The sequence below is a fragment of the Gallionella capsiferriformans ES-2 genome (assembly GCF_000145255.1).
GTDB classification, from domain to species: Bacteria; Pseudomonadota; Gammaproteobacteria; order Burkholderiales; family Gallionellaceae; genus Gallionella; species Gallionella capsiferriformans.
Window position 1 is genome coordinate 1,721,683 of record NC_014394.1, and the last position, 15,180, is coordinate 1,736,862.

Genomic DNA, 15,180 nt, shown 5'->3' on the forward strand with positions numbered 1-15,180 from the left:
CTCATCAGCTATCGCACAGCTTGCACCGAGCAGCGAAAAAAAAATACCACACCAAAATGCCCTGCCTGATCTACGGAGCAGCAGCATATGAAACGTTCACTCGGATTTTACTTCTGTCTCCACCCCGGGTGCTGCTGCATCTGACTTCACCATCACACGCAGTGCACCTGTTTTCCACGGCTTATCTGTTTTAAAGTCCCAAGTATGAAATTGACCGGGAAGAATATAAGTCATCATCGACGGGCTACCTGCCAAATAGGAACCGTCCGGCAAGCTGACGCTAATGGCTGTGATTTGAATATGTGCATTGCCCGAATTGGCTAAAGAGAGCTTGAGATTGTGATCATCAACGGGTTGGGCCGTCCATTTGAGCACAGCCTGGTGATTGCCCGCATGAGGCGCCACAAAAATAGGCAACGACATCCTGAGCGAGACACCCAACCCCTGTTCGTCGGGTTTTCTGGGTGGCGGTACTTCCTGAAGAAACAGGCGATAGCTCCCCTCACGGGTCGCATCTGGCGTTTTTAAAAAGCCGATTCGCACCACTTGCCTGGACTTGGGTTGAACCTTAAAAATGGGCGGAGAAACCAGTAAGTCCTCGGTAGGCTGAATTTTATCGAGGCCATTCTCTTGGGACCAGGAATTGAGCATCGCCTGTATCGTCACCACTTCATCGCTGGAATTTTCAACAACCAGAGAACCTGATTTCGACTTACCGTCCAGATAGACGCGCACCGGATTGACACTAAATTGTGCAGCTTCAACACAGGTGGAGAAAAAAAATGCGGCCAAAATTCCAAACTTGGCCGCTGAATTGTACTGTTCAAAATTAGATCTCATGATATATAGGAAATATTACATATATCAATAAGTTATTGTAGCAACCACCGTATCAGTATAAGTCCCTGACGAGGCGGGCTGTGAAGCTGAAATACTGCCTGCCACCGTATAGGCCTGATCGACACCGGTGCCGGTACCACTCTTTACCCCGCCGTGAACATCGTTGTTACCCCATAACGTACCGACCTGACTATCCATGCGAATAAAATAGGCCAGCGCCAGTGCGCCGCTCGTCAATGCGCGTACATTAGGAAATGCCGTGCCCGTATGCAACCCCCCATCCATCGAGATGCTGTAAGGGGTACTCAACGAGCAATTGGCCGTCACCGTCGTCGTCGCATTTAAGGGCGTCAGCTGATTGCTGGTATAGGCACCAAAGGCCAGCCCACCGCCTGACGCCATGGCACAACTGCTGCTTACTGTGGTGGTATTGTTCAGCGTAGCGGTGAGGGTAGCCGCTTGCGCCGTGGTAAAACCAACGGTTAATGCAAGCGCCGTCAGCAGTCTTAAGGTATTTGAAGTTTTCATGACTATCTCCAGATATAAATTAAAATATAGACCATTTCCCGTCATTTAAATCTTGCAGGCCTTACCTGCCGCAACGGATGTCTAACTTTATATCCTTCTGATACCTAATAACAATATGCCTAAATATCTATGCATTCCGGCCTAGGCGCCATTCATCCAAGTGAACGCGAACAGGCTTACAAGCCTGCCCTACTCGACTTCCAGTTCCTTAACCCGCATCGCATCGCCTTGTGTGATACTGATTTGATAGGCGCCGCACAGGGGGCAAGGCTCATAGCGCGCCGCCACCGGCACAGTACATGCACACGACGTGCACCACCCCTCCCCCCGGGTTTCGATAATCTCCAGCCTCGCCCCCTGTGCGATGCTATCAGCGACCACCGCATCGAAACAAAAGCGCATCGCATCGGGTTCGACAGACGATAATTTCCCGATTTCCAGCACCACAGAACGGACGCGTTTAAATTGCTGGGTGCGCGCAGACTCTTCAATCAGTCGCAACACATTTTCTGCCAGCGACATTTCGTGCATCTTAATTTGCGATGCACAGTGCGCCGCCAAACACGGCAATCGACAGCCCTGCCAGTCGCAACCAATAAGCAGCTCCGTTTTTCACCAGCCATGTTGCCATTAAAATACCTGACAAATGCAGTATGGCGGTCGACAACATAAAACCCAGCACATAATTCATCGCTGACACGCTATGCGGTAATTCAGCACCATGCGCGTAACCGTGAAAGAGTGCAAACAGGGCGACTAATGCCAAACTGGCGTACAAAGGCAAGCGGATTGATGCCGCGATCAGTACCCCCAGTACAAGTAAAGAGGCCAGGATGCCACCCTCAATCAAGTGCGGCGGATTAACGGCCACCCCAAACATCCCGCCCAGCGCCATGACCAGCACAAAAACACTCGGCGCTAACCAGAGTGCACGCCCGCCTAACTGCGTTGCCCACAACCCGACCGCCATCATCGCCACGAGGTGGTCCAGACCTAAAAATGGATGAAGCATGCCATGTGCCAGACCGGAAAATTCTCCAATACCCGTATGAGCCTGAGCTAACTCAGGCATCACCAGCAGTAGCGGAAAAAAGATGATCGATTGCATACGCAACGATAGTGTCATGACAGTTCCTTAAAATGAGGTAACAGAAGCGTGTGATTGTATGATGATAAATCGACACTATCAAATCAGTTTTCAAGCGCGTAAAATCGCCCGTGCTGAAAAATATTTTTCACCCGCTAGTCACCATAGGAAGCAAACTCATGGTCAGCTCACTCAATATGCATGAACAGTATCTTGATCCGATACTACGACACCACAGTCACAACCCGAACAGCCTGCTGCAAATACTGATCGGTGCTCAGGAAATCCATGGTTTTATTCATGCGGACGCCATCGATTATCTAAGCTCCGCACTCAAATTGCCGCGCGCGATGATTGAAGGCGTTGCCAGCTTCTATTCTTTTTTGTATCTGAGTCCGCACGGTGAATACCGCGTACTGTTCTCAGACAACATCACCGATCGCATGGCGGGCAATCAGAATCTGATGCAGCGCCTGTGCAGCCAGCTGTGGGTAGAACCTGGCAAAGCCTCCGAAGACGGTCTGCTCTGGGTCAATACCACGTCTTGCACGGGCATGTGCGATCAGGGGCCGGCGATGCTGGTCAACAATATCGCCATCAACCGCCTGACACAGGACAAGGTAGATCGTATCTGCGAACTGATACGCGAGCGGGTGCCCGTATCGGACTGGCCGGCAGAATTTTTTGCCATCGAAGACAACATCCGCCGCCGCGACATTTTGCTTAACAGTAATTTTCAGGCAGGCTCGGCACTCAAGGCCGCGCTGATCCGGGGAGAGGCCGCCACGGCACAGGCCTCTCAAGGCTATATTGCCCACATGATTGATCCTGCGGGTCTTGACCGCGCGGCCGATGCCACGTTACAGGAAATCAAAATTTCAAAATTGCGCGGACGCGGCGGTGCCGGTTTTTCCACCGGCATGAAGTGGGAGTTTTGCCGCAATGCAAAAGGGGATGCACATTATGTCGTGTGCAATGCCGATGAAGGCGAGCCTGGCACCTTCAAAGATCGCGTACTGCTCAACAGTTATGCCGACCTGGTGTTTGAAGGCATGACGCTGTGCGCCTACGTCATCGGCGCTAAAAAGGGTTTCCTGTATTTGCGCGGTGAATACCGCTACCTGCTGGCACCTTTACAGGCGGTGTTACAACGGCGTCGCGAACAAAATCTGTTGGGCAGCCGCATCTTGGGTCAAGCCGCGTTCGACTTTGATATCGAGATTCATCTGGGTGCCGGCGCCTATATCTGCGGCGAAGAATCTGCGCTGATCGAATCTCTGGAGGGAAAACGCGGTACGCCGCGCAACCGGCCTCCTTACCCTGTTACCGCAGGCTACTTGAACCAGCCGACTGTCGTGAGCAACGTTGAAACGTTTGCATCAACCAGTCTGATCTCGCTGCACGGCGGCGCCTGGTACGCGGGGATAGGCGCTGAAAATTCCAGCGGTAGCAAACTATTCTCGGTGTCGGGTGACTGCGACTACCCGGGTATTTACGAATATCCCTTTGGCGTAACCGTCGCTCAAGTGCTGGCAGATTGCGGGGCGAAAAACACCCAGGCGGTGCAGATTAGCGGGCCGTCCGGGATGTGCATCGCAGCCCATGAGTTTGACAGGCGCATCTCGTTTGACGACATTCCGACAGCCGGCGCTTTTATGGTGTTCGATCAGCGCCGCGATATGTTCGAAGTGGCGCGCAATTTCGTGCACTTCTTCGCCCATGAGAGTTGCGGCTTCTGCACACCCTGCCGCGTTGGTACCGCCTTGCTCTCCAACCTGATGGATAAGCTCAATGAGGGACAAGGCTCGCCCTATGATCTGGCCGAGATTGAGAAACTCGACTCGCTGTTGCAATCGACGAGTCATTGCGGACTAGGTCGCACCGCATGCAACCCAGTTCTGCATACGCTTGCCAAATTCCGCCCGGCTTACGAGTGTCGTTTGAGCCATCAGGAATTTGTGCCGGCTTTCGATCTGGACACCGCCCTGTCGCAGGCGCGCCAAATGACGGGGCGCGACGATGCAGGCGCTCATCTGGAGAAAAATCATGACGCAAAGTAATACCTTTATTCTGGACGGCGCAACGATACCCTACACGAATGAACAAACCATCATTCAGGCTGCGATGGCCGCCGGCGTGTATATCCCCCATCTGTGCTACAACCCGGAATTCAAGCCGCATGGCTCGTGCAAACTATGCACCGTGAAAATAAAGGGCCGGCAAGTGGCGTCCTGCACCGAAAAGCCGCAAGCGGGTATGGTGGTAGAAAGCGATTGCAAAGAATTGAACGATGAGCGGCGCAGCCTGCTGCAAATGCTGTTTGTCGAAGGTAATCACTTTTGCCCGTCTTGCGAGAAGAGCGGCGACTGTCAGTTGCAGGCCACTGCCTACGAGCTGGATATGATGTCGTCACACTTCGATCATTTTTATCCGGACCGGCCGATAGACGCCTCACACCCGGACTATCTGCTCGACTTCAACCGCTGCATTCTGTGCTCGATTTGCGTGAGCGCCAGTCGTGATGTGGATGGCAAGAACGTGTTCGCTCTGGCAGGACGCGGCATCAACAGCCATCTCATCGTCAATTCGAAATCAGGGGAACTGGCAGATACCGAGTTTAGCGGCAATGACAAAGCGGCAAAGGTCTGTCCGGTGGGCGTCATCCTCAAAAAACGGGTGGGATTCGCAATCCCGATCGGCGAACGCAGTTTTGACGAGCAGCCGATCAGTGCAACGCCACACCCTAAGGGGAAATAAAATGAGTGCACCGGTAAAAAAATTAAGGGTCGCCACCACTTCCTTGGCAGGCTGCTTCGGCTGCCACATGTCCTTTCTGGATATCGACGAGCGCCTGCTGCATCTGGTGGAGCTGATTGAATTTGACCGTTCCCCGCTGACCGATATCAAGACCTGCGGCCCGTGCGACATCGGCATTATTGAAGGCGGCCTGTGCAATGCTGAAAACGTTCACGTGCTGCGCGAATTTCGCGCCAACTGCACCACCCTGATAGCACTGGGCGCCTGCGCCATTAACGGGGGGTTACCGGCACAGCGAAATCATCTTGCCCTCTCAACCATCCTCGAAGAGGTCTATCACGCGCAGCATGGCCTGGTGGACGGATTCATCCCGAACGACCCGGAACTTCCGCTGCCACTCAATCAGGTGCATCCGATACACGAGGTGGTCAAGATCGATTATTTCATTCCCGGCTGCCCGCCATCGGGAGATGCGATCTGGAAAGTGCTGACCGACCTGCTGGCAGGTCGTGAGCCTGAACTGGGCCATGGCCTGATTCATTACGATTAAGGGAATCACGATGACTTCTTTAGAAACTGCTGCAAATCCGGAAAATCTGCGCCGCATCGCCATCGATCCGGTATCACGCGTCGAAGGCCACGGCAAGGTGACCATCCTGCTCGACGACAAGAACAAGATTCATCAGGTTCGCCTGCACATCGTCGAGTTTCGCGGCTTCGAAAAATTCATTCAGGGTCGCCCCTACTGGGAAGTGCCGGTAATGGTGCAAAGGCTGTGCGGCATCTGCCCGGTCAGCCATCAACTAGCGGCGAGCAAGGCGCTGGACGCCATTGTCGGCGCAAAACATCCGACACCGACAGCCGAAAAAATGCGCCGCCTGATGCACTACGGCCAGATACTGCAATCTCACGCCCTGCACTTCTTCCATCTGTGCTCACCCGATCTGTTGTTCGGTTTTGACAGCGACATCTCCAAACGCAACATCCTCGGCATTGCAGAAAAATATCCTGAGACCGCAAAACGCGGCATCCTGCTGCGCAAATTTGGTCAGGAGGTGATTCGTCACGCGGCGGGAAAACGCATCCACGGGACGGGCTCAGTACCGGGCGGAGTCAATAAATCGCTGTCGATTGCCGAACGGGATGAGTTACTCAAAGACATCTACCAGATGGTGTCGTGGAGCCGCGAAGCGGTTCATCTGGTCAAGGAGTTGCACCATAAAAATCCCGAACTCTACAACAGTTTCGGGGCGTTTCGCGCTAACTATATGTCCATGGTCGGGATGGACGGATCGCTGGATCTGTATCACGGCAGACTGCGCGCGCGGGACGACAACGGCAATATTTTGTTTGATGGCGTCGACTACAATCACTACAGCGAGTTGATTGCCGAAGAGGTGAAAAACTGGAGCTACATGAAGTTCCCCTACTTAAAATCAATGGGCGCTGAAAAAGGCTGGTATAGGGTAGGCCCGCTGTCGCGCGTGCAAAATTGCGACTTTATTTCAACGCCGCTGGCTGAAATAGAACGCAGGGAGTTCATGGCCTATAGCGGCGTGATGCCGATGCATGCGCCGTTAGGCTACCACTGGGCGCGCATGATCGAGATGCTGCATGCAGCCGAAATGATCAAGGATCTGCTGCACGACGATGACATCACCGGCAGCGATTTGATGGTCACCGGCGAGCGTGGCTTCGAGGGCGTGGGGGTCATCGAGGCACCGCGCGGCACGCTGATCCATCACTACCGGGTCGATGAAAACGATCTGATCACCATGTGCAACCTGATCGTCTCCACTACCCACAACAATCAGGCGATGAATGAAGCGGTGCGCCGGGTGGCCCAGCAATATCTGCACGGCCACGAGATCACCGAAGGGCTGCTCAATCACATCGAAGTGGCCATCCGCGCATTCGATCCTTGCCTGTCCTGCGCAACGCACGCGCTGGGGAAAATGCCGCTGGAAATCGAAGTGCTCGATGAGTCGGGTGCGCGCCTGTCCTATCTGTCGCGTTCAGGCGACGGGCGCTTTTGCGCATAATGACCGCGCCCGTTCTAATTTTTGCCGTCGGCAACGAGTCGCGCGGCGACGATGCCTTAGGCCCGTTGCTGTTGCGTCAACTACAGGACACGGCGCAAATCGAACGTCTGGAAGACTTTCAGTTGCAGATTGAACACGCGATGGATATGAAGGATCGGAAAATCGTACTGTTTATCGATGCCGGCATGGATACGCCAGCGCCCTTCCGCTTTAGCCGTGCGCATGAAAATAATGACGCGGTACTCTATAGCCACGCGCTGGCACCCGAAGCACTGCTCAAAGTCTACGGGCAGTTCTACAACGAAGCGCCCCCCGCATCATTTATCTTATGCATACGCGGCCACGCCTTCGAATTGGGCGAAGCACCCACGGCTGAGTCGCTTTGCAATCTCACAGAAGCACTTGAATTTACCCGCAGATTGCTGATAAATCCCGACATATCGGTCTGGGACAGCCTTGTGACGCCCCTTTAATATCTGACGACACGGCAACCGGCGCAATACCGGCTTACTTTTTTTGCGTTAACGTATTGATGCGCCGCTTGGCATCCTTGCTCAGTTCATGCTGCGGGTAACGGTTGATCAGATCCTGATAGAGCCGCGTGGCATGCTCAATCTCTTTCTTGTTCTCTTCATAAATGACGCCATTGCCGTACAGCGCCGTGACCGCTTCATCGCTATCAGGGTACGCGCGCATGATCAGATCGTTGATCTCGATGGCTTGATTCCAATCACTCAAATGACTGACCGCGATCTTTTGCGCCTTGACCAGTGCCGCCAATCCTTCGCGCCCTTTGAAAATATCATACACGCGCCGGTAGGTTGCTAAAGCCTGTGCCGGCTGATGCGTCTTATCCTGATAAAGGCGCGCAAGCGACTGCAAACTGCGCAGCACCACGGCGTCATTTTTGTAGCGGGAGGCAATCGCTTCATAGGCGGCAATCGCATTAACGTAATCGCGCAAGTTCTCATCATAGGTGTTGGCGAGCGACTCATGAGCCTGCCGCGCTTCGTCCGCGTCGGGAAAATCCGCTATCACCGTTTTAAAACTCGCGACGGCTTCCGCATAACGTTTCAGCGCTTCCCGCTCGATGAGCCCGACAGATAACTGGCTGTCAGCCCGAAGGGGGCTTGCCGGATAGAGTGCCAGCAATTTTTTAAAATGAAAGACGGCCATTTCAGGGCTGTACAACATCTTCTGATGCGCCAGCGCATGTTCGATCTTATCTTCATCGAGAAAAGTCTGATTGCGCGCCAAAAACAACGCGCATTCAGCGGCAATCGCTGCGGCGAAATCCGCTTCGCGCAAACTGCCCAAAAAAATCAGATAGGTCGCGACCCGCTGCTCCTGATCGCCGCTCAGAGATTTTGCGGTGTCGCTCATTACCTTGAGTATCAACTCATGCTTTTTCAGCTTGTCATCGGAGAGTGCATGCAATTCCTTTTGAGCCTCGAGGACAAAAGAGGAATCAGGGTAGGCGGCCAGCAGCATCAGTTCGTTAATGGCGGCCTGAGGATAGGCATTCATGCGCAAATTAATTTGCGACTTCAACTGATAAATTTCAGCCGTCTCGGCAAGCTCTGCAAATCGATCGATGAAACTATCCATCTCCGTCAGCAAATCGATATCCGACTGATTGACCTTGGATGAAAAAAGGCTGTTAAAAAACCCCTTTTCCACCTTCGAATCGCGCACCATCGCGCGCAACAGCGCTATTTCCAGCGGCGCACGTTGTTTGCGCAAGGTATCCGCTTCAAACAAGGACGCAGGAGGATTTGTTGCAGCCTGAACCTTTATTTGCGCATCCTGAGCCGCAACGGGCGGCGGGGCCGCCATTTCATCGGCCTGCGCAGCCCCGGCCAGCAAAAAAGATAAAAATATTCGGCGCAAAATGACGACTCCCGGCGATTACAGTTAACTACAGGCGATCTGGACGCATGGCGTTATTCAGACTCGTTGCTGACGCCACAGCATTTTTTGAATTTTCTCCCGCTGCCGCAAGGGCACTTTTCATTACGGCCAATTTTGGGTTGTTCGCGTTGAAAATGGCTGACAGGCACAGGGGTTGCAACGCGATAGGGCTGCCAGAACCGGTAGATTGCCGCAATGCTCTCGGGAATTTGCATGGATAACGCTTCGCGCTGAGCGGGCGATTCAACCAGCGCTTCGGCGTCCGCATCTAATTCTTCGGTGCCCAACAGATAAATCGGACGCAGCAATTCGGCGCTTTGCGAGTCATCAAAAAAGCGCTGCCACGCCTCGCGCTGTAAATGGATCCCGGTCATGTAACCGTAAGCCCACATTTCGCCATCGACAAACTCGCGCTCACTGTCAGGATAGACTGCGCTGTCAAAGACAGGATCAAACGTATCCAGATTCTCGCGCAGACGCAGCACGATACTGCTGCGATTTTTCATGATCAGCGCGGTAATCCGCTCCATCTGCGCATAACTTGCGAATGTCGGCTCATCCTGCACCGCGGGGCCCCAAACTTGCGGCAACCAGACGTTGTTTGCCGGCATGAAGGGGCCACTCGCGAGCGCGGTCAAAAAACCGTCCAGACGATCGAGCATCATGGTTTCATCCGAGGTTGCATCGGAAATCAGGAAATTGCCTAACTCATCCATTTCTTCATCGGTAAGATAAGGCGGCGTCACGGGTGGTTTTATTGCAGACATAGGAATTTACCAGTTCAGCGTCAGCGTCACATAGCTGCGGCGATTAAAAACGTTATTGGCGACATATTCTGAGTACTTCATATCGAATACATTTTGCAGCACGAGGGCGACCTCCCCTTTGACGCCATTACCCTGATTAAAGACTTTTGCCAGTCGTATATCGGTACGCCGCTGCATCGACTGATGATCGACCGTATTGCGCATATAAGCTTGCAAGGCATCTTGATAATAGTAAGCAGTGCTGAAGCTCACATCATGAGAAAAACGACGCGAATACAACAAACTTGCGCTGTTTCTCGGCGTACTGGTAGCCTGCACATCCGTCGTTGAGAGCAAGCCGGGGCCTATCGTCAGTGCGGCCGCATTGCTATGTGCCAATTCGTGCGCAAAATTAGCTGTCAGATCGCTGTTGTCACCCATCGAGTGTTTGATAGTCGCTTCAATACCCTGATAGGCAGCTGTATATCCATTCTCAAATTTTGTCGCCCCAACATACACCCCCTGTCCCAACTGATCACTGAATACACGCAGATCGAGTGAAGTGGCCAGCGCCGAAAATTCTCCGAGATAACCGATTTCCCGCGACAATACTTTTTCAGGCACCAATCCGGGTGAAGTAATCGTCTGACTTGGCACCAGCAAAACACCTGGATTGAGCTGTCTGTAGTGTAACTCTGCAAGCGCGGGTGTGCGATAAGCAACAGACGCGCCCATACGCAGAGTGTGTTGCGGGGTTAGGTGATAATTGACGGCAACGCGCGGAGACAAATTCTCATGGCCCAAGCCATCGCGCTCGAGCATCGCACCGGTATTGAGCAGCAGTTGCTGATTGATACGCCATTCATCGTGGGCAAACAATCGATATTCATTGGTGCTTAATGAAGACGAATAAGTTGGCGATGCGCCGTAAATAAAAAACAAGGCGGGGGAATAGCCTTGTCCGGCCACCTGATCCCGCCGCCATGCGCCACCATACACCAGACGATTCGATTCGGTCAGATGCACCGTGTGCTGTAACTCGATTTCATCGCGACTTGTCTGAGTGGTATTTGTGGCTGGCGTTAGCACAGTGAATAGCTCTGATTGCTGCTGCCCCATATGGTAGTAGCGCGCACTGAATTCGTCGCTGTTGTCAAGCGCTCGTATCCATCCCAGCTGCGCATAGTTTGAATTCGAGATCAGATCATGATTAGGATTCCCAAAGCTGTCAGTCCAGCCGGCAGTCTGCACATCGCGATTAAAACCGAACTGAATATCGAAGCGATCAATACCGTTGGGATGGTAATCCGCACGGTAATTGAGCATGCGCGCCTGATTACTATCGTTGCTGTTGTTGAGCAAACCTCCTGCCGTTGCCTGAGCGAGAGTCAAACTATTAGGCGGCGCAGTCAGGTTGTCGTAACCGTTGTCCGCACTGTACGCCACAGTCATACGGTAATCGAGCTGCTCACCGTGATGGCCAAAACGGGCGGCGACATCGTTGATGCCTTTGGCACCGCGCGTAAGGGAGAGCTGACGACCGTGAATCGCGCCTGCATCGCGCGTGGTGATACTGATCACGCCCTGCGTTGAATTTGCGCCATGCGATGCAGCGGCCGGCCCGCGGATCACTTCGATGCGTTCGATATCATCGATGGTGATCGGCAAATTAGCCCAATCCACCGTACTGGCCGGTGCCATATAGACGCTGCGGCCGTCGATCAACACCTGCATGCGCCGTGCATACTGGTCAGACGAGCCGTGATACGAAACAATGGCCTGGCCGCCTTTGTAGTAGCTGACATACATACCGGGCACCAGCTTGAACAAATCGGGGATACTTCTGAATCCGGACGCCGTGATCATTTTACGATCGATCACCGACATCGCATTGGGTGCTTCAGATAAGGGCTGCGACAGGCGTGAGGCGCTCAAAACTACCGGAAAATCCTGAAAATAATCAGTTTCACTGGCAGAATTTTCCGCGTAAAGCGCTTGCGAAAACAGACAAGAAAACAATGTTGTTAATAGATTGCGCGTGTGTAACATCTTATTCCCTGAGTCTATATGGGGTGCTCAACGCTGGAGCCCGCCTGAATTTAGGGATGTCTGATTCTCAGTGAAATTCAGAAAATCCCGAGCGGTATCATACACGATCGCCCCGAACCCAAGGATGTAAAATAATAGAATGCTTATGCAGTCAAATCCAGTTTGATGCGCCCCATTCCGGAAATAGCCCGAATTTCCTTGTAGTCAATCTCAGGAGGTGCACCGCCATCGTGCGGCCAGGCCGTATCGAAAATGCCATCGACCATATGATAAGCAGCGATGGCGGCGGCAATGGCCGGATTGCTCGAATCGATCAACGGGTTGATCAAGACTGAATTGCGTACGATGTTCGCCACGGCTGACTGCGCGAACGCGGCTTGTGTTGCTGATAGCACCGAACCTGCCGGCAGGCCGGGCGTTTCGGCTAGCGCCGGAGAAGTCAGAAAAACAGGTAGCGTGCCGGCAATGAGTGCGGCATCAAGCGTCGCGCTTGTGGCAGTTGCCACTGTGCCGGGAACAGCAGCACTCAAAACAGTGGTGCCAGCCGCAGTAGTGCCCAAAACCGTTGTACCAACAACAGCCTCTGCACCTGAAATCCCTGCCGTACCAGACACGATTGCACCTATTGTCCCTGTTGTCCCTGTTGTCCCTGTTGTCCCTGTTGTAGCTGTTGTAGCTGTTGTAGCTGTTGTACCCGTTGTACCCGTTGTACCTGTTGTACCTGTTGTACCTGTTGTACCTGTTGTACCTGTTGTACCTGTTGTACCTGTTGTACCTGTTGTACCTGTTGTACCTGTTGTTGTACCTGTTGTACCTGTTGTAGCTGTTGTCGTACCTGTTGTACCTGTTGTACCTGTTGTACCTGTTGTACCTGTTGTACCTGTCGTACCTGTCGTACCTGTCGTACCTGTCGTACCCGTTGTACCTGTTGTACCTGTTGTACCTGTTGTACCTGTTGTACCTGTTGTACCTGTTGTACCTGTTGTACCTGTTGTACCTGTTGTAACTGTTGTACCTGTTGTACCTGTTGTACCTGTTGTACCTGTTGTACCTGTTGTACCCGTTGTACCTGTTGTACCCGTTGTACCCGTTGTACCTGTTGCACCTGTTGCACCTGTTGCACCTGATACCGCTGCACCTGATGCAGCGGTGCCCGACACAGCTCCCGCCGCATTGGTCGCCTCAGTCTGCAACGTACCGAGTTGCGTCAGCATATCCGCTTGCGTGACTGCACCCGCCAGCTGTGCAGCAAACTGTCCGATAGACTGGCTCGCGGCCAGCAAGGTTGCGACAGTGCCCGCCTGATCGGCAGTGTAAGCGGATTGCAACTGTTGAAAATCAATCGTCATCTGTGCCGGCACATCCTGGCTTGTTGCGGCCTGAAAATTAACACCTACAGCCGACAAATTGCTGAAAATCGAGGTTCCTGCGTTCCCTGACGTGTTGAGCATCTGCTCAAACAGGCTACCGATGGAGACGCCTGACGTGCTTTGCTGGCTTTGCAAAAAATCATTGAAGGCATTGACAAGCTGCTGCGTGACCGCCACCACCGTACCAAAACTGACGGTAGAACCGCTTGCACCTAGCGTATTATTCAGAATCGAAGTGGCAGAGAGCAACTGCCCTAGCGTTGAGATATCGACGCTGATCGAACTTGTCGTGACCGGCGTAACAATTGAAAATTCGACGCGCTGCGAACCGGTCGTCGCAAAAATGCTATTGACCGGATTGGTTGACGATGTGACAGCAGAAATTTCCATGATTGCACGCCCGGTAACTGCGCCCTCTCGTAACTCAACGAGAATTTCGTATAAACCTACGCCTATACATCAACCATGTCAATAAAATCAGTGCATTATCTGCCTGTATCCTGATCCAGCATTGCCCCCATTTCCTGCAGTGAGGGCAACTCCTGCAGCGTGCGCAGGTTCAAGTCGTCCAGCAACTGACGGGTTGTGGCAAATAATTCAGGACGGCCCGGTGTATCGCGCGTCCCCACCACTTCAATCCAGCCGCGCGCCTCCAGCGTTTTAAGAATAGCGGATGCGACCGAAACCCCGCGTATCTCCTCGATGTCGCCGCGGGTTACCGGCTGATGATAAGCGATGATCGCCAGCGTCTCGAGCACGGCACGCGAATAACGCGGCGGCTTTTGCGGATTGAGCCTATCCAGATAAACCTGCATCGCAGGCCGGGCACGAAAACGCCAGCCGCTGGCCACCCGGGTCAGCTCAATACCCCGCCCCTGCCAGTCCTGCACCAACTCCTCTAAAATCGCCTCGATCTGGGTATGACTCAGCGGCACATCCGCAAGCCGTTTCAGTTCACTCAAAGGCAAAGGCTCAGTACTCGTCAGCAACGCGGTTTCAAAGATAAGTTTTAACGACCACTCGCCTTGTTCGCTGTGAATATTATTAAACCGTTTTTTTTCAGGCTTGAGCGCTGCGGACATAGATGACTCCAAACGTTGCAACCTGCTGTATTTCAATCAGATATTCTTTAGCAAGTTCCAGCATGGCGATAAACGTAACCACGAGTCTTGCACGGCCATCCGACAGATCGAAAAAGCTGTCGAAAGCGACATACTCGCCGCCTTTCAGACAGCGCAGAATATGCGCCATCTGTTCCCGGACGGAGAGTTGTTCGCGACGCACGGTATGATGCGTATTCACTCTGGCGCGTGCCAGCAAGCCCATCCATGCCAGCTTCAGATCTTCCACACTGATTCCCGGCTGACACGCCTCCACCGTCCGCTCGATGAGCACCGCAACCACCTCAAAATCCCGCCCGGCCTGCGGCAATTCATCAAGCTTTTGTGCGGCCAGTTTCATTTGCTCATATTCTTTGAGACGACGCATCAGTTCGATACGGGGGTCTTCTGCCTCATCGTCGGCGACCCTGACTGATTTTGGCAGCAACAGGCGCGACTTGATTTCGATCAGCACGGCCGCCATCAACAGATATTCGGCGGCCAGTTCCAGCTTGTGCTGCTTCAACAACTCGATATAGCTTAAATATTGCCGGGTCAACTCCGCCATCGGAATGTCCAGCACATCTAAATTATGCTTTCGGATCAAATACAACAGCAAATCCAGCGGCCCCTGGAAATTTTCCAGCACCAGTTCCAGCGCATCCGGCGGAATATACAAATCCAGCGGCAGCTGCAGCATAGGCTCGCCATGCAGACGTGCGACCGGCAGGATTTGAACTTCAACCATGG

Annotated in this window: 15 protein-coding genes; 5 read left to right on the forward strand and 10 right to left on the reverse strand. The window is 53.1% G+C overall.

Translation table 11 applies throughout. From position 1 onward, the window contains the following. Nucleotides 1-96: 96 nt before the first annotated feature. From GALF_RS07860 to GALF_RS07875, 4 genes are all read right to left on the reverse strand, one after another. Nucleotides 97-840, reverse strand: coding sequence for a fimbrial biogenesis chaperone (locus tag GALF_RS07860; RefSeq protein WP_013293534.1), 744 nt, complete (start codon nucleotides 838-840; stop codon nucleotides 97-99). Nucleotides 841-864: 24 nt separating this feature from the next. Further along, the gene (locus GALF_RS07865; RefSeq protein WP_013293535.1) at nucleotides 865-1,368 is read right to left on the reverse strand and encodes a Csu type fimbrial protein; all 504 of its coding nucleotides are present in this window, start codon (nucleotides 1,366-1,368) and stop codon (nucleotides 865-867) included. Between the two features lie 189 nt (nucleotides 1,369-1,557). Continuing rightward, nucleotides 1,558-1,899 carry a hydrogenase maturation nickel metallochaperone HypA gene (gene hypA, locus GALF_RS07870; protein WP_013293536.1) on the reverse strand — a complete coding sequence of 114 codons (342 nt, stop codon included), beginning with the start codon at nucleotides 1,897-1,899 and terminating at the stop codon, nucleotides 1,558-1,560. Nucleotide 1,900: 1 nt separating this feature from the next. Then, on the reverse strand, nucleotides 1,901-2,494 hold the full coding sequence (locus tag GALF_RS07875; protein WP_013293537.1) for a HupE/UreJ family protein: 594 nt from the start codon (nucleotides 2,492-2,494) through the stop codon (nucleotides 1,901-1,903). Nucleotides 2,495-2,634: 140 nt separating this feature from the next. Here GALF_RS07875 and GALF_RS07880 point away from each other — a divergent pair, with 140 nt between their 5' ends. Genes GALF_RS07880 through GALF_RS07900 form a run of 5 tightly spaced genes read left to right on the forward strand, consistent with a single transcriptional unit; the run spans nucleotide 2,635 to nucleotide 7,727 of the window. Beyond that, complete coding sequence (locus GALF_RS07880) at nucleotides 2,635-4,515, forward strand: NAD(P)H-dependent oxidoreductase subunit E (protein ID WP_013293538.1); 1,881 nt, start codon at nucleotides 2,635-2,637, stop codon at nucleotides 4,513-4,515. After that, a complete protein-coding gene (locus GALF_RS07885) occupies nucleotides 4,502-5,212 on the forward strand; it encodes a 2Fe-2S iron-sulfur cluster-binding protein (protein ID WP_013293539.1) in 711 nt (236 codons plus the stop codon). The genes GALF_RS07880 and GALF_RS07885 overlap by 14 nt, the downstream gene beginning before the upstream one ends. 1 nt (nucleotide 5,213) lies before the next feature. After that, nucleotides 5,214-5,762, forward strand: coding sequence for an NADH-quinone oxidoreductase subunit B family protein (locus GALF_RS07890; RefSeq protein WP_013293540.1), 549 nt, complete (start codon nucleotides 5,214-5,216; stop codon nucleotides 5,760-5,762). A gap of 10 nt (nucleotides 5,763-5,772) precedes the next feature. Beyond that, entirely contained in the window at nucleotides 5,773-7,254 is a 1,482-nt protein-coding gene (locus GALF_RS07895; protein WP_013293541.1) for a Ni/Fe hydrogenase subunit alpha, read from the forward strand. Continuing rightward, a complete protein-coding gene (locus GALF_RS07900; protein ID WP_013293542.1) occupies nucleotides 7,254-7,727 on the forward strand; it encodes a HoxW protein in 474 nt (157 codons plus the stop codon). Before GALF_RS07895 ends, GALF_RS07900 begins: the two co-directional genes overlap by 1 nt. 34 nt (nucleotides 7,728-7,761) lie before the next feature. Here the strand turns inward: GALF_RS07900 and GALF_RS07905 are convergent, their stop codons facing one another. The 6 genes from GALF_RS07905 to GALF_RS07945 form a co-directional block, all read right to left on the reverse strand. Then, the gene (locus GALF_RS07905) at nucleotides 7,762-9,144 is read right to left on the reverse strand and encodes a tetratricopeptide repeat protein (protein ID WP_013293543.1); all 1,383 of its coding nucleotides are present in this window, start codon (nucleotides 9,142-9,144) and stop codon (nucleotides 7,762-7,764) included. A 53-nt stretch (nucleotides 9,145-9,197) separates the two neighbouring features. After that, entirely contained in the window at nucleotides 9,198-9,932 is a 735-nt protein-coding gene (locus GALF_RS07910) for a YecA/YgfB family protein (protein WP_013293544.1), read from the reverse strand. Nucleotides 9,933-9,938: 6 nt separating this feature from the next. Next, nucleotides 9,939-11,960 (reverse strand): TonB-dependent receptor plug domain-containing protein, encoded by a 2,022-nt coding sequence (locus tag GALF_RS07915; protein WP_013293545.1) that lies wholly within the window; start codon nucleotides 11,958-11,960, stop codon nucleotides 9,939-9,941. A gap of 143 nt (nucleotides 11,961-12,103) precedes the next feature. Then, a complete protein-coding gene (locus GALF_RS15320) occupies nucleotides 12,104-13,720 on the reverse strand; it encodes a hypothetical protein (protein ID WP_190274060.1) in 1,617 nt (538 codons plus the stop codon). 95 nt (nucleotides 13,721-13,815) lie between these two features. Continuing rightward, on the reverse strand, nucleotides 13,816-14,412 hold the full coding sequence (scpB, locus tag GALF_RS07940; RefSeq protein WP_013293549.1) for an SMC-Scp complex subunit ScpB: 597 nt from the start codon (nucleotides 14,410-14,412) through the stop codon (nucleotides 13,816-13,818). Further along, nucleotides 14,390-15,178: a segregation and condensation protein A gene (locus tag GALF_RS07945; RefSeq protein ID WP_013293550.1), complete on the reverse strand. Its 789-nt coding sequence runs from the start codon at nucleotides 15,176-15,178 to the stop codon at nucleotides 14,390-14,392. The genes scpB and GALF_RS07945 overlap by 23 nt, the downstream gene beginning before the upstream one ends. Between the last annotated feature and the right edge of the window lie 2 nt (nucleotides 15,179-15,180).